This is a genomic window from Streptomyces fructofermentans (assembly GCF_014651055.1).
In the GTDB taxonomy this organism is placed as follows: Bacteria; Actinomycetota; Actinomycetes; order Streptomycetales; family Streptomycetaceae; genus Streptomyces; species Streptomyces fructofermentans.
Genome location: NZ_BMWD01000013.1, coordinates 17,294 through 36,487 on the forward strand (window position 1 = coordinate 17,294; position 19,194 = coordinate 36,487).

A 19,194-nucleotide genomic window follows, 5' to 3' on the forward strand; every position below is an offset into this window, starting at 1 on the left:
CTCGGTAACTACAGATGTAGTGAACGCTGGAGGGGTCATGGCACAGGCACCACGCGCGATCGTCGTGGGCGGGGGCATCGGAGGCCTGACGGCCGCCGTGGCGCTGCACCGGTCGGGCTGGCGGGTCACCGTCCTGGAGCGGGCCCGCTCGCTCGAACCCGTCGGAGCCGGCATCTCGCTGGCGCCCAACTCCCTGCGCGCCCTCGACGTCATCGGGCTCGGCGACGAGATCCGCGACCTCGCCGCCTGGCAGGGCGACGGGGGATTGCGCACTCCGGGTGGACGGTGGCTCTCGCGGGGCAGCGCGGCAGCCGTCGCGGCCCGGTTCGGCGGACCGCTCGTCCTGCTGCACCGCGCCACGCTGGTCGGCAGCCTCGTCGCGTGCCTCCCGGCCGGCTGTGTGCGTACGGGCGCTCCCACCACGCTCGTCGACCAGGGCGACCCCGGGGTGCCCGGCCGGCCCGCCCGCGTCGCCACACCCGGCGGCGAACTGGAGGCGGAGCTGGTCGTCGGCGCCGACGGCCTCCGCTCCGCCGTGCGCCCGGTCCTGTTCCCGGCGCACCCCGGGCCCGTCTACTCCGGGTTCACGACGTGGCGGATCGTGGTCCCGGTGCCGGGAGTGCCCTTCGCCGCGCACGAGACGTGGGGCCGCGGCCGTATCTGGGGCACGCACCCGATGAAGGACGGCCGGGTCTACGCGTACGCCGCCGCCCGGGTCCCGGCCGGGGGACGGGCGGCCGACGACGAGTTGGCCGAGCTGGTCAGGCTGTTCGGCGACTGGCACGAGCCGGTGCCCGACGTCCTCGCCGCCGCCCGGCCCGAGGACGTCCTGCGGCACGACGTGCACCACATCGCCGAGCCGCTGCCCGCCTTCCACGCGGGCCGCGTCGCCCTGGTCGGGGACGCCGCGCACGCCATGCCGCCGACGCTCGGGCAGGGCGGCAACCAGGCCATCGAGGACGCGATCGTGCTCGCCCACCACGTCGATCCGGTCCGCCTCGCCGACGCGGACCCGCGCGTCCGGCGCGGGGGTCCGGCCGTCGCCGACGCGGACTCGTACCCCCCGCACCGACCTGGGCACCTCGGCCCGCCCGCCACCGGCGGGGACCCGCTCTCCCGGCACACGGGCCCGCCTGCCACCGGCGCCGATCCGGACACCCGGCACGGGGGCCGGGCCTCCGCCGACCCGGACCCGTACCCGCGCCACGCAGGCGGTGTCTCCGCAGACCCGGACCCGCACCACGCAGGCCCGTCCCACCGCCACGCGGGTCAGGCCTCCGCCGGCCCGGACCCGTTCGGTCCGGGCGTCGGGGCGTACGTCCCGTCCGGTGGGCCGCACGCGATGGGGGACGCCCTGGCCGCCTACAGCGCGGGCCGCCGACCGCGGACGACCGCCATCGCCCGCAAGGCGGTCTCGGCGGCCCGGCTCAACATGGTCCGCGGCCGGCTGGGGACAGCACTGCGCGACGCCGTGGTCGCCGCCGTCTCCACGGCGGCGCCGGCCGTTCTCCTGCGGAGTTTCGATGGGATCGCCGACTGGCGGCCTCCGAGGTCGCCGTATGCTTCCGACGGGACACGGGCGGACACGCCCTGAGGGCTGTCCCGTGGTCCCTGGCGGATCGGCGCCCTGTGCCGGACGCGGTGCGTCGCGGGGCGTAGGGCCGCTCACGCAAGGGCGTACCCGGGGATGTCCGGACGGTCGGGCGGCACGGCGAGGTGCCGTGGCGGTCCTCCCGAGCCCGCCAGGAGCCACGGGAGAGCCCTCGGAGCCGCGGACGCGGCCCGCCCCGTGGACACCCACTCGCCCTCGGACCCCCCAAAGAGGAGACCCCTGTGAAGGTCGGCTGCATCGGACTCGGCGACATCGCGCTGAAGGCCTACCTCCCGGTGCTCGCGACCCGGCCGGGAGTCGAACTGCATCTGCACACCAGGACGCCCGCCACCCTCACCCGGGTCGCCGACGGACTCCACATCCCGGCGGCACAGCGCCACACCGACCTGTCAGGCCTGCTCGACCAGGGCCTCGACGCGGCCTTCGTGCACGCGCCCACGCACGCCCACCCCGAGATCGTGGCCCGGCTCCTCGAAGCGGGCGTGGCCACCTATGTCGACAAGCCGATCGCGTACGAACTGGCCGAATCGGAGCGGCTCGTCCGGCTGGCGGAGGAGCGCGACACCAGCCTGGCCGTCGGTTTCAACCGCCGCCACGCACCCGCGTACGCGCAGTGCGCCGACCATCCGCGCGAGCTGATCCTGATGCAGAAGAACCGCGTGGGCCTGCCGGAGCAGCCGCGCGCGATGATCCTCGACGACTTCATCCACGTCGTGGACACCCTGCGGTTCCTGGTGCCGGGAACGGTGGACGACGTCACGGTACGGGCCCGCGTCGAGGGCGGGCTGCTGCACCACGTGGTGCTCCAGCTCGCCGGCGACGGGTTCACCGCCCTCGGGGTGATGAACCGGCTGAGCGGATCGAACGAGGAGATCCTGGAGGTCTCGGGCCAGGACACGAAGCGGCAGGTCGTGAACCTCGCCGAGATCGTCGACCACAAGGGGCAGCCGACCACCCGGCGGCGCGGCGACTGGGTGCCGGTCGCCCGGCAGCGCGGTATCGAGCAGGTCGTGCTCGCCTTCCTCGACGCCGTACGCGCGGGCAAGGTGCTCAGTGCCCGGGACGCGCTGGCCACCCATGAGCTGTGCGAGCGTGTGGTGCGAGCGGTGACGGAACGGCCCGCCTGAGCAGCAGCCGGCGCCGGCCCTCGAAGAGCGCCAGAGCGGCCAGCACCAGCAGGGCCGCGTACACCGGCCAGGCGCCGAACCGCAGGTAGAGCGTGGTCCCGCCGGCCAGCGGGACGTCGTACACCGCGGACGCGCTCGCGTCCGTGCCGAGCCGCTCACCGACCCGTTCACCGTTCGGACCGTGGACGGCGGAGACACCGGTCAGGGTCGCGTGGACCATCGGGCGGCCCGACTCGGCCGCCCGCAGCGCCGCCAGCGACGCGTGCTGCGCGGGCGCCCAGCTGCTCTGGAACGACGAGGTCGCCGACTGGGCCAGCAGCACCTGCGCACCGTCCCGCGCGAGCTGCCGGCCGATGTCCGGGAACGCCGACTCGAAGCAGACCATCGGTCCCACCCGCAGCCCGTCCCCGACCGTCATCACGACCTGCTCGGTGCCCCGCATACGGTCCTCGCCCGCCGCCTTGCCGACGGAGGTGGCCCAGCCGAGGAGGGAGCGGGCCGGCACGTACTCGCCGAACGGGACCAGCCGCATCTTGTCGTAGCGGTCGCCGGTCGGGCCGTCGCGGCCGACGAGGACCGAGCTCTTGTAGATGCCCGGGCGGTCGGCGCGGCGCGCGTCCACGTTGACCAGGACGTCGGCGTCCACCTCGCGGGCGAGCGCGGCCAGCCGGTCCGCGAGGTCGGGCCGCTCTGTGAGGTCGAAGCCGACGCTGCTCTCCCCCCACACGACGAGGTCGACGTCCTGTCCGGCCAGCTCCCGGGTGAGTGCCTCCTCGCGGGTGAAGCGCTCCTCCGCGCCGCCCGCGGCGTCGACCATCCCGGGCTGCACGACGGCGATCCGTGCCGCCCCGGCCTCCTGCGGACGGGGCGACCAGGCCCAGACGGAGGTGACGGCCGCGCCCACTGCGACGAGTCCCGCGACCGCGGGAACCCTGGCCCGGGGTACGGAGACCAGGAGGGCGACCGCGACGTTCACGGACACCAGCAGGAAGCTGAGCAGCCACACACCGCCCACCGAGGCGATCCGCAGCGCGGGCTCCACGTCCCACTGGCTCGAACCGAGCAGGCCCCAGGGGCCGCCCAGCCCTTCCCAGGAGCGGACGAGCTCGACCATCAGCCACGCGGAGGGCAGGACCAGCAGGGCCGCGAAGGCCCGGCCCGGCGAGGGCGTCGCGGCGAGGAACCGGCGTACCAGCCGGCCCCAGGGGGCCCACAGCGCGCCCAGCAGTGCCGCTATGACGAGAGTGAAGACGTGCAGGCTCGGCAGCAGCCAGTGGTGCACGGCCAGCATGAAGCCGAAACCGCCCAGCCAGCCGTCGTAGGCCGCGCGCCGCCCCGTCGGCGCCGAGCGGGCGAGCAGGATCCACGGGACCAGGGCGAAGGGCGCGAACCACCACAGCGAGGGGGCGGGGAAGGTCAGCATCGGCAGCGCTCCGGCGAGCACGGCCGCTCCGCCGCGCCACCAGCGCGTCCCGAGCCGCGTGCGCCACTCGGCGGCGGACAGAGTCATGCTTCGCCTCCCTCGGCCCTCGGGCCACAGTGCGTGACCCCAGTGTGCGCCCACCTGACGATCACCGTAAGGGTGCCCAGGCTGACGCAGACATGCCCCGAAGGCGTACGGGACTCACCGAGCGGCAGGCTCCTTGCCGGTCGGAGCGGTGCGGCGCCACTTCTCCCGGACGACCACCTCGCGCAGCCGCCATCCGTCGTCCGTGCGCAACAGGGCGAAGTCGTAGCGGCCGCCGCACACGAAGTCGGGCTCGGTGGAGCCCTCGTCCTGTCCCGCGAACCGCATCGGATTGATGTAGTCGGCCTGCACCCTGGCGGTGTCGCCGGTGTCCTGCTCCAGCAGCCCGAACCGCACGCGCCGGTTGACGATCAGATGCTGCCGCATCGGGAACAGCCGCATCGTCCGCGCGAGCCAGTCGGCGATCTGCCCGGCGTCGCCCTCTATGCCGCCGGCCGACCGGTAGTCCGCCCGGCCGCCGGGTGCGAACAGTCCCCGGTAGGCCTCCCAGTCCCCGTCGTCGACCGCCACCGCGTACTCGGTGACCATCCCGTCGACCGCGAGCCGGTCCATCACCGTTGCCAGTTCCACGCGCTGCGTCATCGGCCAAGTGTTGGTCACGGGGCCCGCTTCGCCAAGGGGCGTGCAGGGATATTCACCCGGCGTGCGCCCGGGCGACGGACGCGGGTGTTCCGGCTCCGCCCGGCTCTTCGCCGCCGAGGGCCCTGCCGCCGCCCGGAGTCGGGCCGGAGGGGTGCGGGAGTGCGGGGGGTGCGGCGGTTCCGGGACACCGGCCCGGACGGCCTGGGATCATGGATGGCTCATACAGGCATCACGGAGGAGAGTGCGCATGTCTCGACCCGTCACGGTGGTAACGGGCGGCAGCAGGGGGATCGGTGCGGCGACCTGTCTGCGACTGGCGGAGGACGGCCACGACCTGGCCCTCGGGTACACGCGCGACGACGAGGCCGCGGAGCGCACCGCGGCGGCGGTACGGGCGGCCGGGGCCCGGTGCGTCACCGTCCGGGTCGACACCTCCGAGGAGGACGACGTGGAGCGGCTCTTCGACACCGCGACCGAGAGCCTCGGGCCCGTGACGGGCCTCGTGAACAACGCCGGGGTGACCGGTCAGCTCGGCCGGCTCGCGGACACGGACACAGCGGTGCTGCGCCGCGTCCTGGAGGTCAACCTCCTGGGCACGCTGCTGTGTTCGCGCCGGGCCGCGCGCGACATGGCCGCCCGGGGCGCCGGTTCGGTCGTCAACGTCTCGTCGGCGGCCGCCACGCTCGGCAGTCCGGGGGAGTACGTCCACTACGCGGCCACCAAGGCCGCGATCGACGCCCTGACCGTGGGTCTGTCGAAGGAGCTCGGTCCGGACGGCGTGCGGGTGAACGGGGTCGCTCCCGGCCTGGTCGACACCGACATGCACGCGGCCATGGGTGATCCGGGCCGTCCCGCCCGGATGGCTCCGGCGATCCCGCTCGGACGGCCGGGCGAACCCGCGGAGATCGCGGCGGCCGTCGCGTGGTTGCTGTCGCCCGAGGCGTCGTACGTGACGGGGGCGGTGCTGAGGGTGGCGGGGGGCCGCTGACGAAGGGCGCCCGCCCGGAGGGGTGGTCGGGCGCCGCCCGGCGAGTGGCGTGCGGTTTGTGCCTTGTGCCTTGTGTCGCAGGTCGGGGGTCGGGGGTGGCGGGGGCGCGTCCCGCCTCGTCCGGCGGCGGGGATGTCCTTGCCCCGCCCGGAAGTTCACGCCGCTTCGACGACCTCGTCGCGGACCGCCGCCGCCCACTCCACCACGAGCAGTTCGTACTCCGCCCGCTCCTGTGGGGACAGCGAACCGCCCGCGCGTATCCATAACGCGCGGATCTGCTCATTCAGCACGGCGGCAGACCGTGCGGAACCAGGGGTGAGGGAATCGGGGGACATGCGAACAAGCGTAGGGCCAACGACTGACAGCGCGCTACCGGACGACTACCCAGCCCGTATGTGGTTGGTCACGCCAAAAACGTTTAAGGGCCGCCGTGTTGGAGAAGGTGGCGGTCGCCCGGTGCCCTGCGGGGCCGCGGCACGGCCGCCGGGCGGGGCCGACGGGTACCGTCCGCTGCGGCGGCGCGCACGACGGAGTGTCCGTGCGGCCGCGTACGCGGGGCCGCCGCGCCGAGTCCGCGGCGGTCGCGGCCGGCGTCCCGTCCGTCGGCCCGGTCAGCACCGCCCTGCGCGCACTTAGGGGATCGGGAAGCGATTGCCCCCGTGCGTGCGGAATGCCTCCGCGCGGCCGGGAACACCGGTGCGCCGATCTCGTGAGGGGCACGTCGGTCGCCGCGGGGTACCGGGTGCGCTTCCGCCAAGTGCGCGGGCGGGATTGCAGCGACGGCGGCCGGGTGGTCACGGGCCCGGGGCCGAGCGGCCGGGGCGATCGGGGCGGCCGACGCTGCCGGGGCCCGGATCGTGTCAGGAGCGCCGATCCTGCCGGGGCGCGCGCCGCGCCGGACGGACCTGGACGCATGTGGTCCGGCCCGGGCACGGCCGCGCCGACCCGGAAGCGCGAATGGCCGACCCGGACGTACGTCGGGCCGGCCCGCATACGCGTCGGGCCGGCCGGTACATGCGTCGGGCCGACCCGGATACGCGTCGGGTCGGCCCGGATACGCCACGGACCGGCCCGTACATGCGTCGGGCCGGTCCGTGGGCGGAGGACGTCAGCCGGCCGACTCGGCCGCGTGCGGGCTCAGCGCACCCGTGCTGACCAGCACGATGATGAGGATGCCGAGCGCGACGCGGTAGTAGACGAACGGCATGAAGCTCTTCGTGGTGATGAACTTCATGAACCAGGCGATGACTGCGTATCCCACCACGAACGCGACAATCGTCGCGAAGACCGTGGGTCCCCACGAGACATGTCCCCCCTCGCTCGCGTCCTTCAACTCGAAGGCGCCGGAGGCGAGTACGGCCGGGATGGCCAGCAGGAACGAGTAACGGGCCGCGGACTCACGGGTGTAGCCCATGAGGAGGCCGCCGCTGATGGTGGCGCCGGAGCGTGAGACGCCCGGGATGAGGGCCAGGGCCTGGCAGACGCCGTAGATCAGGCCGTCCTTGACGCTCAGGTCCCGCAGCGACTTGCGCTCCCGGGCCGCCCGGTGCTTCCCGCCGACCTCGTCGCGTGCCGCGAGCCGGTCCGCGACACCCAGGATGACGCCCATCACGATGAGCATCGTCGCGGTGAGGCGCAGGTCGCGGAAGGGGCCCTCGATCTGGTCCTTGAGGGTGATGCCCAGCACGCCGATCGGGATCGACCCGATGATCACGAGCCAGCCCATCTGCGCGTCGTGGTCCTGCCGCATCGCCTTGTTCGTGAGCGAGCGGAACCAGGCCGAGACGATCCGGCTGATGTCCTTGCGGAAGTAGATCAGCACCGCTGTCTCCGTGCCGATCTGGGTGATCGCGGTGAAGGCCGCTCCCGGGTCCTCCCAGCCCGCGAACGCCGCGGTCAGCCGCAGGTGCGCGCTGGACGAGATGGGCAGGAACTCGGTCAGCCCCTGGACGAGTCCGAGGATGAGGGATTCAAACCAAGACATGAAGTTACGCGATCCAAGTGCTGATGGCGGGAGCGGGGTGAATGGCCGGACGGGCGTGCCGGGTTGTGCGTCGTGATGATCAGGCGCGCTCGGGGCAGCGTAGCGCCCCGTGCGAACCGGGCGACCACAGGGCCTCCTTGGGGGAGACCTCGCGACGGTGACCAGGGTGTTGACCCGCCGCGACGCGTCCGCTTACGTTTCCGCGAGGAGTGAAAGCGCTTGCTGTCCGCGCGCGGTCCCGCACGGCCGCCGCGACGGGCAGGCGTCCGCCGGATCAACCGACACGTCCGATGGAGTGCTGATCACAGCCATGGATACCTCCCGCGACGCAAGCAGCAGCAGTCCGACCGAGCCCGGAGCATCCCGGCACGTGCACCGCCCCGCCGCACCGCTCGGCGGCCGCCCCGTGCGGGCCGCCGTCGTCGGCACCGGGGGCATCGCCTCCGGCAGCCACCTTCCCGCCCTCGCCGCACTGGCCGCCGAGGGCGAGGCGGAGATCGTCGCCGCCGTCGACGTCGACGCCGACGCGGTGAAGCGCTTCTGCGCGGCGGGCGGCGTCCCGCACGGCTACACCGACCTCGACCGGATGCTGGCCGAGCAGCGCCCCGACCTCGTCTGCGTCTGCACCCCGCCGGCCCTGCACCGCGAGCAGACGGTCGCCGCACTGCGCGCGGGCGCCTGGGTGTGGTGCGAGAAGCCGCCCGTGCCGAGCCTCGCGGACTTCGACGCGGTTCAGGCGCACGAGGGGGCCGAGGGCGGCCCGTACGCGGCTGTCGTCTTCCAGCACCGCTTCGGCTCGGGCGCGCGGCACGTGCGGCGGCTGATCGCCGAGCGCGCCATGGGGAGGCCCCTCGTGGCGCACTGCCAGACGACCTGGTACCGCAACGCCGACTACTACGCGGTTCCCTGGCGCGGCAGGTGGGAGACGGAGGGCGGCGGCCCGGCGATGGGGCACGGCATCCATCAGATGGACCTGCTCCTGGATCTGCTCGGGCCGTGGAGCGAAGTGCGGGCGATGGCCGGCCGCCTGGTGCACGACGTGCAGACCGAGGACGTCTCGATCGCCCTGGTCCGCTTCGAGAGCGGGGCCCTGGCCACCGTGGTCAACAGCGTGCTCAGTCCGGACGAGGTCAGCAGGATCCGTGTCGACTGCGAGCGGGCCACGGTCGAACTGACCCACCTCTACGGCCATCGCAACGCCGACTGGCGTGTCACGCCCGCACCCGGCGTACCGGCCGGGGAGGCGGCGGCCTGGCGGGACTTCGGCCCGGACGTGCCGAGCTCGCACCTGGCCCAACTCCGCGACCTGGTCGCGAGCATGCGCGCGGGCGAGCGGCCGCGCAGCAGCGGCGTCGACGGGCGCGCCAGCCTGGAACTGGTCTCCGCGCTCTACAAGTCCGCGTTCACGGACACCACCGTCCGCGCCGGCGGGATCGGCCCCGGCGACCCCTTCCACACCGCGCTGCACGGCGGCGCGCCCGGCTGGGCGCCCCCGCGTCACGAGGAGGCATCGGCATGACCGGACCCGGCGCGCTGCGCGTCGTCCACGCCCACGGCGACCGTGTCACGGTCACCGACCCGGTGAGCGGGGTCGCGCTGCTGAGCTACGTCTACGGTCCCGAGGCGGCCTGGGAGGCGCCCAAGCCGTACCTGCACCCGCTCAGGACCCTGGCGGGCCGGGTCGTCACCGGGTACCGGCCCAATGACCACCGCTGGCACAAGGGCCTGCAGATGACGGCCTCGCACCTGTCGGGCGCGAACCTGTGGGGCGGCAACAGCTACGTGCACGGCCAGGGGTACCTCGAACTCCCGGAGCGCGTCGGGTCGATGGCGCACACCGGCTTCGACGAGGTCGCCGCCCGGCCCGGCGGCGCGGTCGTCGCCGAGCGGCTCACCTGGCATCCGTACGACGGCTCGCTGTGGGCCGAGGAGGAGCGGCGCGTCGAGGTGCACGACGTGGACCGGGCGTCCGGCTCCTGGGCGCTGACCTGGACGACCGCCGTCACCAACCGCCGGGACACGCCACTGCTGTTCGGCAGTCCCACGACGGCCGGGCGGGAGATGGCGGGCTACACGGGGCTGTTCTGGCGAGGTCCGCGCGCCTTCCGGCAGGGGAGGGTCCTCGGACCCGACGGCGAGGGGCCCGGCCTGATGGGGCGGCAGGCGCCCTGGCTCGCGTACTCCGGGGAGCACGACGACGCCGACGGGCACGCGACGCTGGTCTTCGCGCACGCCCCCGAGAACGACCACACGGGTGCCGGCGGCGCCCACCCGTCCCACTGGTTCGTGCGCAACGAGCCCTTCGCCGCCGTCGCCCCGTCCTTCGCGTTCCACGACGAACTCGAACTCGCCCCGGGCGACACCCTCACCAGGCGCTACCGGGTCGTCGTCGCCGACGGGGTGTGGGAGCGGGACGAGATCGCCAAGTACCTGGCGGAGCACCCGTGGTGAGCGCCGCCGAGCCCTTCACGGGCCTTCCGGGCGGGGTCGCCGTCTCGCACCTGTCGGTCTACGACTGGCCCGCGGCGGACGGCGTGTGCGGCGGAACCCCCCATCTGCACCTGGCCTGTTCGGAGGCGTACGTCGTCACCGGCGGGCGGGGCGCGGTGCAGACCCTGACGGCCTCGGGGTGCGCGGTCACGCCTCTCGAACCCGGCACGGTGGCCTGGTTCACGCCGGGCACGATCCACCGGCTCGTCGACGAGGACCGGCTGCGGATCACCGTGCTCATGCAGAACGGCGGGCTGCCGGAGGCCGGTGACGCCGTACTCACCCTGCCGCCCGAGTTCCTGACCGACCCGGCGACGTACGCCGAGGCGACGGCCGTTCCCGCTGACGCGCCCGAGGAGGAGCGCGAACGCGTCGTCCGGGCGCGGCGCGACCTCGCCCTGGAGGGGTACCGGGCGCTGCGCGAGGCGGACGGGCCCGAGCCGCTCGCCGCCTTCCACCGGGCCGCGGCGGCTCTCGTACGGCCCCGGCTCGACGCGTGGCGCGAGCGGTGGAGGCGGGGTGCCGAGGCCGCGGCGGCGGCGACCGGGGAGCAGCTCGACCGGCTGGAGCGGGGCGACGTGACCCACCTCGCGCAGGCGGCAGTGCGAGCCGAACAACCCTCGGCGCACGCGGTGTTCGGCATGTGCGGGCGGCTGGACGTGTACCGGGGGCGGTAGCCGGGGCCGCCGTGGACGGCGGGCGGGCGGCCTCCGGGCCCTCGACCGGCCGCCCGGAGGCCGGGGCGCACATCGCGCGGGGACGGCGGTCCGGCGGGGTTCAGGCCGCCGTCGGGCCCGTCACCGTCCAGCCGGCGGCCCGCGGGTGGGCCGTCACGTCGTCGTGCGCGACCTCCTCGCCGCACTCCGCGCAGGTCACGACCGGCACCAGTTCGTGGTCGCCGGAGTGTTCCAGCACCATCGGTCGGTCGCCCGCGTTGAGATGGCGGTCGCCCCACGCCATGAGCGTCAGCAGGACCGGCTCCAGATCGAGGCCCGCCCGTGTCGGCCGGTACTCGAACCGCCGCGGCCTGTCGCTGTAGGCCACCTTCTCCAGCACGCCGGCGTCGACCAGTCGCTTCAGGCGGGTCGCCAGTACGTCGCGCGGGGCGCCGGTGTTGCGGACCAGCTGGTCGAACCGCCTGGCGCCCAGGGACACCTCGCGCAGCACGAGCAGGGAGTACTTCTCGCCGACGAGGGCGAGTGTGCCGGCGATCGAACAGGGGCGGGCGTCCTTCATGCGCACCAGTCTAGGAGAGTGGGTTGGTTCTTCCAACCCACTGGGTTACCGTGGAGTCACTTGGCAAGTTTGAAAACCAAACCCACCATCCGCGAACCCGCAGACGCCGAGGGGCCGACCATGCGTGACGCAGTCATCGTCGAAGCCGTACGCACTCCCGTGGGGAAGGGCAGGCCGAACGGCTCGCTCGCCCACGTCCATCCCGTGGAACTCCTCGCCCACACCCTCCGCACCCTCGTCGAGCGCTCCGGCGTCGACCCCGCCCTCATCGACGACGTCATCGGCGGGACCGTCGACCAGGTCGGCGAGCAGGCCATGAACACCACCCGCTACGCCGTCCTCTCGGCGGGCTTCCCCGAGTCGGTCCCGGCGACCACCGTTGACCGGCAGTGCGGTTCCTCCCAGCAGGCCGTCCACTTCGCGGCACAGGGCGTCATGGCGGGGGCGTACGACATGGTCGTGGCCTGCGGCGTCGAGTCGATGAGCCGTGTGCCCATGTGGTCGAACGTGCCCGAGGGCGCGGACCCGTTCGGACCGGGCGTCGCCGAGCGCCACCCCGGGGGACTGGTCCCGCAGGGCATCAGCGCCGAACTGATCGCGGCCAAGTGGTCGCTCTCCCGGGAGGAGATGGACGCGTTCGCCGTGGCGTCGCACCGCAAGGCCGCGGCGGCGTGGGAGCAGGGCCTGTTCGACGCCGAGGTCGCCCCCCTCGACGGCGTCGCCCGGGACGAGTGCGTGCGGCCGGACAGCACCACCGAGGTGCTCGCCGGATTGCGGTCCGCGTACTACGACCCGGCCTTCGGCGAACGGTTCCCGCAGATCGAGTGGAACGTCACGGCGGGCAACGCCAGCCCCGTCAACGACGGGGCCTCCGCCGTGCTGATCACCTCCGGCGAGGTCGCGGCCCGGCTCGGGCTGAGGCCGCTGGCCAGGCTGCACAGCTTCGCCGTCACCGGGTCCGACCCCCTGCTGATGCTCACCGGGGTCGTCCCCGCCACGGAGAAGGTGCTGCGCCGGGCCTCGCTGACCCTCGACGACATCGACCTCTTCGAGGTCAACGAGGCGTTCTCCAGTGTCGTCCTCGCCTGGCGGCAGGAGACGGGCGCCGACCTCGCCAAGGTCAACGTCCACGGCGGCGCGATCGCCCTCGGGCACCCGCTCGGCGCGAGCGGCACCCGGCTGACGACCACGCTGGTCCACGCGATGCGGGAGCGCGGGGCGCGCTACGCGCTCCAGACGATGTGCGAGGCGGGCGGCCTGGCCAACGCGATGGTCCTGGAAGGGCTGTAGGCGCGAGGAGCTCCGCGCGTGGGCGAGAGCGTGGGCGTGGGCGGGGGTTTCGGGTGCTCGCGGGTCCGGGGCCGTCCGGGCCCGCGAGCGGGGGCTTCCCGGGAGCGGGGGGCGGCGGGTCCTCGGGGCCGGCTCGGCGCCGGGCGCGGGGGCGGGGCGTCCGTGGGCCGGCCCGGCGGCCCGTCGGCCGGGCCGCGTCCGTCAGCGGGACCTGAAGTGGTGCCGCTTGCGCCAGGCGACGACCGCTCCGCCCAGGGCCGGCAGCGCGATGCAGGCCATCGCGATCAGGAAGGCCGGGGAGGTGGGGGCCGAGGCGCGGGCACCGGCGACGACGTACGCGGCCGTGTTCGGGACCGAGCCCAGCGCCGTGGCGAGGAGGAACGGCAGCCAGCCCATGCGGGACACCGACGCGCAGTAGTTCGCGGCCCAGAACGGGACCCCGGGGAAGAGCCGCGCGGCGAGCATCGAGCGGAAGCCGTGGCGGCTGAGCTGCCCGTCCGCCGCCTTCAGCCAGCGGCCCCGCAGCAGCGGGCGCAGGGCGTCCTGCCCGAGCATTCGGCCCAGACCGAAGGCGATCCCGGCCCCCAGCACCGTGCCGCCGACCGCCGCGCCGATGCCGAGCTGCGAGCCGAACAGGGCACCCGCCGCGAGGTTCAGGATCGGGCGCGGCACGAACGCCACCGTGCACAGCCCGTACGCCGCCGCGAACACCAGGGCCGCGCCGGCCCCGCCGAGCTGCGGAGGCCAGCCGTCGGCCAGCAGTCTCTGCGGCTCGAACAGCAGCACACTCCCGCCGGCCGCCACGAGCAGCGTCACCAGCAGGGAGAACCGGGACCACGGAGAGAGCAGTGCTCTCGTGCAGCGAGCGGCGACACCTGTGGGGGAGCCGGCGAACCCGGTGGGGACGAGAGCCGGTGCGGGGAGCGGGGGAGTGGCCGTGGCGGTGCCCCCAGAGCGGGTGGTGGCATCGAGCATCCGGCGACACTAACCGACCCGTGTGTGTGATCGCCGTATGGTTCGTCTCATGGAGGTCACAGCTTCCGGAGCACCGGACCGCCGCCCGGTGCCGCCACCCAGCGCCCTGGCGGACACCGTGCTGGAGCGGCTCACCGCCACCTACGCGGCGGCGGCCGACCCGCGACGCGCCGCGTCGGCGCGCGCGTACATGAAGGACATCGCCCCCTTCCTCGGCCTGACCACGCCGGACCGCCGTGCGCTGTCCCGTGTCGTCCTCGCGGGCACACCCCGGCCGGAGGAGGCCGACTGCGTCGCCGTGGCGCTGCGCTGCTGGCGGCTGCCGGAGCGGGAGTACCAGTACTTCGCGGTCGACTACCTGCGCCGCCATGTGAGGCGTCTCTCGTCGGGGTTCCTGCCCGTCGCGCGGCGGCTCGTCTCCACGGTCCCCTGGTGGGACACCGTCGACGCCCTCGCCGCACACGTGGTGGGAGGCCTGGTGGCGGCCGACCCCGCCCTGCGCGCCGACATGGACGCGTGGATCGAGGACGACGACCTGTGGATCGCGCGCACCGCCCTCCTCCACCAGCTCCGCTCCAAGGGCGACACCGACACGGAACGCCTCTTCGCCTACTGCGTACGGCAGGCGGGCCACCCCGACTTCTTCATCCGCAAGGCCATCGGCTGGTGCCTGCGCGAGTACGCGAAGACCGATCCGGACGCCGTGCGCGCGTTCGTCGCCCGGGAGCGCGGACGGCTGTCGCCGCTGTCCGTCCGCGAGGCACTGAAGAACGTCGGACCCTGAAGCCCCTCCGGAGTCCGGCGGGCCCCGAAACGCATCGGCTCCCGGGGAACCCCGGACCCTGACGCACCAGGGGAAACACCCGCCCCGGGGCGCCGAAAACCATTCGACGGGCCCCCGGGCGTCGGCGATGATCGGCTCATGTTCCGGTACGCCTTCCTCGCAGCAGCCGCAGTCGCGGCCGCTCCGAAGGCTGCCGTCCCGCTCACCGCGGCCGCCGCGGACGGCGCCCGAAGCTGACCCTTCCCGGACACTCCGGCGGACCCCGCAGGGGGAGGGTCGGCCCGTCCTCGGGGTCCCCTTCCCGGCCGTTCGGCCGCCGGGTCGTCACTCAGCTCCGCCGACACCGAAGAGGCTTCGAGGTACCGCCATGTCCAAGACGGCTTACACGCGCACCAAACCGCATCTCAACATCGGCACCATGGGTCATGTCGACCACGGCAAGACCACCCTGACCGCCGCCATCACCAAGGTCCTCGCCGAGCGCGGCTCCGGCGGCTCCACCCGCTACGTACCGTTCGGCCGGATCGACCGCGCCCCGGAGGAGGCCGAGCGCGGCATCACCATCAACATCTCGCACGTCGAGTACGAGACCGACACCCGCCACTACGCGCACGTGGACATGCCGGGCCACGCCGACTACATCAAGAACATGGTCACGGGCGCGGCCCAGCTCGACGGGGCGATCCTCGTGGTGTCCGCGCTCGACGGGATCATGCCGCAGACCGCCGAACACGTGCTGCTCGCCCGGCAGGTGGGCGTCGACCACATCGTCGTGGCCCTCAACAAGGCGGACGCCGTGGACGACGGCGAGGACGCCGTGCTCGCCGACCTCGTGGAGCTGGAGGTCCGGGAACTGCTCTCCACGCACGGCTACGGCGGCGACGCCGTACCGGTCGTACGGGTCTCCGGGCTGAAGGCCCTGGAGGGGGACCCGCGCTGGACGGCCTCGGTGGAGGCGCTGCTGGACGCCGTGGACACGTACGTCCCGATGCCGGAGAGGTATCTCGACGCGCCGTTCCTGCTGCCCGTCGAGAACGTGCTCACGATCACCGGACGCGGCACGGTCGTCACCGGCGCCGTCGAGCGGGGCACGATCCGCGTCGGCGACCGCGTCGAGGTGCTCGGCGCCTCGGTGGACACCGTGGTCACCGGCCTGGAGACCTTCGGCAGGCCGATGGCGGAGGCCCAGGCCGGCGACAACGTGGCGCTGCTGCTGCGCGGGGTGCCCCGTGACGCGGTGCGCCGCGGGCACGTCGTCACGGCGCCAGGCAGCGTGGTGCCCGGCCGGCACTTCACCGCGCGGGTGTACGTCCTGTCCGGGCGGGAGGGCGGCCGTACGACACCGGTGTCCACCGGGTACCGGCCGCAGTTCTACATCCGCACGGCGGACGTGGTCGGTGACGTCGACCTCGGGGAGCTCGCCGTCGCCAGGCCCGGCGACACCGTCACCATGACGGTCGAGCTGGGCCGCGAGGTGCCGCTGGAGCCGGGACTCGGCTTCGCGATCCGCGAGGGCGGCAGGACGGTCGGCGCCGGCACGGTGACCGCCGTCGGCTGAGCCCCGCGGCCGTGCGCCCCTTCCACGGGGGAGGGGCGCACGGCCGCCGGCGGTCGAACTCGGGTGCGCCGGGCCGCGTCCTGGGCCGAGGATGGGGCCATGACGAGCACCCGGCCGGGTCCGGCCCCCAGCAGAAGAGCCGAGCTGTTCGCCGCCGGGGAGGACGACCCGCGCTTCCGTACGTCCGCGACCGCCGACGAACGGACCCTGCTCACCGACGTCCTGCGTGCCCAGCGGACGACGCTGGAGATGAAGTGCGCCGGACTGGACGCGGAGTTGGCGCTGCGCTCCGCGGAGCCCTCCACGCTGTCGCTGCTGGGCCTCGTCCGGCATCTCGCGGACGTGGAGCGCCGCTGGTTCCGGCGGGCGCTCGCCCGGCAGGACGCGCCGGCCCTCTTCTCCTCGCCGGAGTGCCCGGACGGCGACTTCGAGGGCGCCACGGCCGATCCGGCCGTGATCGCCGGGGCCTGGCGGGCCTGGCGCGCCGAGGTGGCGTTCGCCGAGGAGTTCGCCGCCGGGGCGCCCGGCCTCGGTCTGGAGGGCGAGGACCCGTGGCGCGGGCCCGTGTCGCTGCGCTGGGTCCTGCTGCACATGGTGGAGGAGTACGCCCGCCACAACGGCCACGCCGATCTGCTGCGTGAACGGATCGACGGGGCGATCGGCCTCTGAGCCCGGCCCCCTGGCAGGCACCGCCCCGGCACGCGCCGCAGCCCGGCCCGGACCGCCGGGTGCCCGCGGGCGCGGCATCCGGTCGTGGTCGTGACCCGGGGGCGCGGGGCGCGGGCACAATGGACCCGTGGACGAGCCGATACCCGTGACGCGGGCAGTGGATCACGGGACCGCCAAGCTGATGCCGGACATCGACCGGGAGCGGGCCTGGCTCCTCACGGTCGACGGCGCGCCCCAGTCGTACGTCGACCTGGACGAGCCGGGCCACCTGGAGTTCGAGTACACGCGGCGGCTCGGGCACGTCCTGGACATCGTCGTCGAGCCGGGGCGGGCCCTCGACGTGCTGCACCTGGGCGGCGGCGCGCTCACGCTGCCCCGCTACGTCGCCGCGACCCGGCCCGGGTCCCGGCAGGACGTCGTGGAGGCCGACGCCGCGCTGCTGGACCTCGTCGTGGAGCATCTGCCGGTACCCGCGGACGCGGGCATCGCACTGCACGGCGCGGACGCCCGGGCCTGGCTGGAATCCGCGCCGGGCGGCTCGGCCGACGTGCTGATAGCCGACGTCTTCGGCGGCTCACGCGTGCCGGCACACCTGACGTCGCTGGAGTTCGCCCGCGAGGCGGAGCGGGTCCTGCGCCCCGGCGGCGTGTACCTGGCCAACCTCGCCGACGCCGCCCCCTTCGCCTTCCTGCGCTCCCAACTCGCGACGTTCGCGGCCGTCTTCGAGGAGTCGGCGCTCGTCGCCGAGCCGGGGGTGCTGCGCGGACGCCGCTTCGGCAACGCCGTGCTGGTCGCCTCGCACCGGCCGTTCGACACGGCCGCCCTCGCCCGCCGTACGGCGGCGGACGCCTTCCCGGCGCGTGTCGAGCACGGCGACACGCTGCGCCTCCTCGTCGGGGACGCGCGGCCCGTGCACGACGAGGACGCGGTGCCCTCGCCGGAGCCTCCGGACGGGGCGTTCGGCATCGGCTGAGCCGAGGGACGGCACCGGCCCGGCACCATGGCCTGCCGCTGCCGTTGCCGCCGTCGGGCGAGGGGTCCGGCGGGTCAGACCTCCGAGCGCGCGGGCTCGCTCCGCGGCACTCCCTGGGCCACTTCCCTCGTCCGCCTGGTCAGTCTGCGGACATCCGGTACGCACAGCACCGCCGCCGTCACCACGACCACCAGCACCGCGCAGCCCCACAGCGAGGCGGTGCGCCCGAACGCGGACTCCGCCGGGCCCGCGAGGGCGGTGGCCAGCGGGACCATGGCGATGGAGCCGAACCAGTCGTACGCCGAGACGCGGGAGAGCTTGTCCTCCGGGATCTCCTGGTGCAGCGCGGTCATCCAGGAGACGCCGAAGACCTCTATGGACGCGCCGGTCACGAACATCACTGCGCACAGCGGGCCGACCGGGAGGGGCACGGCCAGCGCCGCCGAGGGCAGTGCGAGCGGGAAGACGCAGAGGGATCCGGCGAGGAGCAGCCGCCGGGGCTTCCAGCGCATCATCAGCAGCGCCCCGCCGACCGTGCCCGCGCCGAACGCCGCGAGGGCCAGGCCCCACGGACCCGGCCCGCCGAGGCTGTCCCGGGCGACCAGTGGTCCGTACACCGCTTCGGCCGCGCCGACCACGGCCACCACGACCGAGAACTGGGCGACGATCGACCACAGCCAGGGCCGCCCGACGACCTCCTGCCAGCCCTCCCGGAGGTCGGCGAGCAGGCCGCCGCCCGGGGCGCGCGGCGGGATGTGGCTCACGTCGAGGAACACGCGCAGGGCGCCGGCGACCGCGAAGGCGGCCGCGTCCACGGCGAGCACCCAACCGGGGCCGACCAGGGCGACCATGGCCCCGCCGAGCGCGGCACCGCCCAGGCCCGCACCGTGCATCGCGAGGCGGAACATGGCGAAGGCGCGGCCGGCCTGGCTGCCGCTCACCGAGGAGAACAGCATGCCCTCGGCGGCGGGGTTGAAGAACGCCTGGCCCGTGCCGCCGAGCGCGGTGAGGAGCATCATCTGCCAGAGCTGCGGCTCGCCCGAGATCACGAGGAAGGCGAACGCGGCCTGGGAGACGCAGTTGAGGGCGTTGGCCGCGACCATGACGCGGTGCCGGGGAAGGCGGTCCGCGACCGCGCCGCCGATCAGCAGGAAGAGCACCAGCGGCAGCGTGCGGGCCGCCGCGACCAGGCCCACGTCGCCGCCGTCGCCGCCCTGGTCCAGGACGGCGAACGCCGCCGCGATCAGGGCACCCTGACTGCCGAGGTTGGTCACGACCGCGGAGGCGGTCAGCAGGGTGTAGTTGCGGCCCGCCCAGGAGGGGCGGCGCAGGCGTTCGGGAGCGGCGGACGAGGTCTTCACCTGGTGACTATTGCCGCCGCGGGGCCGACTTGCCAAA

General features: G+C 74.3%; 17 protein-coding genes and 1 pseudogene. 11 read left to right on the top strand and 7 right to left on the bottom strand.

Annotated features, from left to right (window positions below; all coding sequences use genetic code 11):
* Positions 1-37: 37 nt before the first annotated feature.
* Together IE265_RS39325 and IE265_RS19055 are read left to right on the top strand one after the other, a co-directional pair.
* A pseudogene (locus IE265_RS39325) lies at positions 38-985 on the top strand (FAD-dependent monooxygenase); the annotation flags it as partial.
* 848 nt (positions 986-1,833) lie between these two features.
* Complete coding sequence (locus IE265_RS19055; protein WP_190036822.1) at positions 1,834-2,739, top strand: Gfo/Idh/MocA family protein; 906 nt, start codon at positions 1,834-1,836, stop codon at positions 2,737-2,739.
* On the opposite strand, the gene lnt is transcribed toward IE265_RS19055, so the two are convergent.
* Both lnt and IE265_RS19065 read right to left on the bottom strand, forming a co-directional pair.
* A complete protein-coding gene (lnt, locus tag IE265_RS19060; protein WP_190036823.1) occupies positions 2,663-4,249 on the bottom strand; it encodes an apolipoprotein N-acyltransferase in 1,587 nt (528 codons plus the stop codon). The genes IE265_RS19055 and lnt overlap by 77 nt on opposite strands.
* A 114-nt stretch (positions 4,250-4,363) precedes the next feature.
* Positions 4,364-4,849 (bottom strand): nuclear transport factor 2 family protein, encoded by a 486-nt coding sequence (locus IE265_RS19065; RefSeq protein ID WP_190036824.1) that lies wholly within the window; start codon positions 4,847-4,849, stop codon positions 4,364-4,366.
* A gap of 247 nt (positions 4,850-5,096) precedes the next feature.
* Between IE265_RS19065 and IE265_RS19070 the strand changes: the two genes are divergently transcribed.
* A complete protein-coding gene (locus IE265_RS19070; RefSeq protein ID WP_190036825.1) occupies positions 5,097-5,837 on the top strand; it encodes an SDR family NAD(P)-dependent oxidoreductase in 741 nt (246 codons plus the stop codon).
* A 155-nt stretch (positions 5,838-5,992) separates the two neighbouring features.
* On the opposite strand, the gene IE265_RS19075 is transcribed toward IE265_RS19070, so the two are convergent.
* Together IE265_RS19075 and IE265_RS19080 are read right to left on the bottom strand one after the other, a co-directional pair.
* Complete coding sequence (locus IE265_RS19075; protein ID WP_190036826.1) at positions 5,993-6,172, bottom strand: hypothetical protein; 180 nt, start codon at positions 6,170-6,172, stop codon at positions 5,993-5,995.
* A 773-nt stretch (positions 6,173-6,945) separates the two neighbouring features.
* The gene (locus tag IE265_RS19080) at positions 6,946-7,821 is read right to left on the bottom strand and encodes an undecaprenyl-diphosphate phosphatase (RefSeq protein ID WP_190036827.1); all 876 of its coding nucleotides are present in this window, start codon (positions 7,819-7,821) and stop codon (positions 6,946-6,948) included.
* A gap of 310 nt (positions 7,822-8,131) precedes the next feature.
* Between IE265_RS19080 and IE265_RS19085 the strand changes: the two genes are divergently transcribed.
* Genes IE265_RS19085 through IE265_RS19095 form a run of 3 tightly spaced genes read left to right on the top strand, consistent with a single transcriptional unit; the run spans position 8,132 to position 10,988 of the window.
* Positions 8,132-9,340 carry a Gfo/Idh/MocA family protein gene (locus tag IE265_RS19085; protein ID WP_190036828.1) on the top strand — a complete coding sequence of 403 codons (1,209 nt, stop codon included), beginning with the start codon at positions 8,132-8,134 and terminating at the stop codon, positions 9,338-9,340.
* Positions 9,337-10,272, top strand: coding sequence for a DUF6807 domain-containing protein (locus IE265_RS19090; protein WP_190036829.1), 936 nt, complete (start codon positions 9,337-9,339; stop codon positions 10,270-10,272). Before IE265_RS19085 ends, IE265_RS19090 begins: the two co-directional genes overlap by 4 nt.
* The gene (locus IE265_RS19095; protein ID WP_190036830.1) at positions 10,269-10,988 is read left to right on the top strand and encodes a cupin; all 720 of its coding nucleotides are present in this window, start codon (positions 10,269-10,271) and stop codon (positions 10,986-10,988) included. Before IE265_RS19090 ends, IE265_RS19095 begins: the two co-directional genes overlap by 4 nt.
* Before the next feature lie 100 nt (positions 10,989-11,088).
* On the opposite strand, the gene IE265_RS19100 is transcribed toward IE265_RS19095, so the two are convergent.
* Positions 11,089-11,547, bottom strand: a complete 459-nt coding sequence (locus tag IE265_RS19100; protein ID WP_373302986.1) for a winged helix-turn-helix transcriptional regulator — start codon at positions 11,545-11,547, stop codon at positions 11,089-11,091.
* A 120-nt stretch (positions 11,548-11,667) separates the two neighbouring features.
* Between IE265_RS19100 and IE265_RS19105 the strand changes: the two genes are divergently transcribed.
* The gene (locus tag IE265_RS19105; RefSeq protein WP_190036831.1) at positions 11,668-12,837 is read left to right on the top strand and encodes a thiolase family protein; all 1,170 of its coding nucleotides are present in this window, start codon (positions 11,668-11,670) and stop codon (positions 12,835-12,837) included.
* 201 nt (positions 12,838-13,038) lie between these two features.
* Here the strand turns inward: IE265_RS19105 and IE265_RS19110 are convergent, their stop codons facing one another.
* Positions 13,039-13,812, bottom strand: coding sequence for a TVP38/TMEM64 family protein (locus tag IE265_RS19110; RefSeq protein WP_190036832.1), 774 nt, complete (start codon positions 13,810-13,812; stop codon positions 13,039-13,041).
* Positions 13,813-13,861: 49 nt separating this feature from the next.
* Here IE265_RS19110 and IE265_RS19115 point away from each other — a divergent pair, with 49 nt between their 5' ends.
* From IE265_RS19115 to IE265_RS19130, 4 genes are all read left to right on the top strand, one after another.
* On the top strand, positions 13,862-14,596 hold the full coding sequence (locus tag IE265_RS19115; protein ID WP_190036833.1) for a DNA alkylation repair protein: 735 nt from the start codon (positions 13,862-13,864) through the stop codon (positions 14,594-14,596).
* Positions 14,597-14,963: 367 nt separating this feature from the next.
* Complete coding sequence (gene tuf, locus IE265_RS19120; RefSeq protein ID WP_190036834.1) at positions 14,964-16,154, top strand: elongation factor Tu; 1,191 nt, start codon at positions 14,964-14,966, stop codon at positions 16,152-16,154.
* A 99-nt stretch (positions 16,155-16,253) separates the two neighbouring features.
* A complete protein-coding gene (locus IE265_RS19125) occupies positions 16,254-16,823 on the top strand; it encodes a DinB family protein (protein WP_190036835.1) in 570 nt (189 codons plus the stop codon).
* A 127-nt stretch (positions 16,824-16,950) separates the two neighbouring features.
* Positions 16,951-17,796, top strand: a complete 846-nt coding sequence (locus IE265_RS19130; protein ID WP_190036836.1) for a spermidine synthase — start codon at positions 16,951-16,953, stop codon at positions 17,794-17,796.
* Positions 17,797-17,870: 74 nt separating this feature from the next.
* On the opposite strand, the gene IE265_RS19135 is transcribed toward IE265_RS19130, so the two are convergent.
* On the bottom strand, positions 17,871-19,157 hold the full coding sequence (locus IE265_RS19135) for an MFS transporter (RefSeq protein ID WP_229916289.1): 1,287 nt from the start codon (positions 19,155-19,157) through the stop codon (positions 17,871-17,873).
* Between the last annotated feature and the right edge of the window lie 37 nt (positions 19,158-19,194).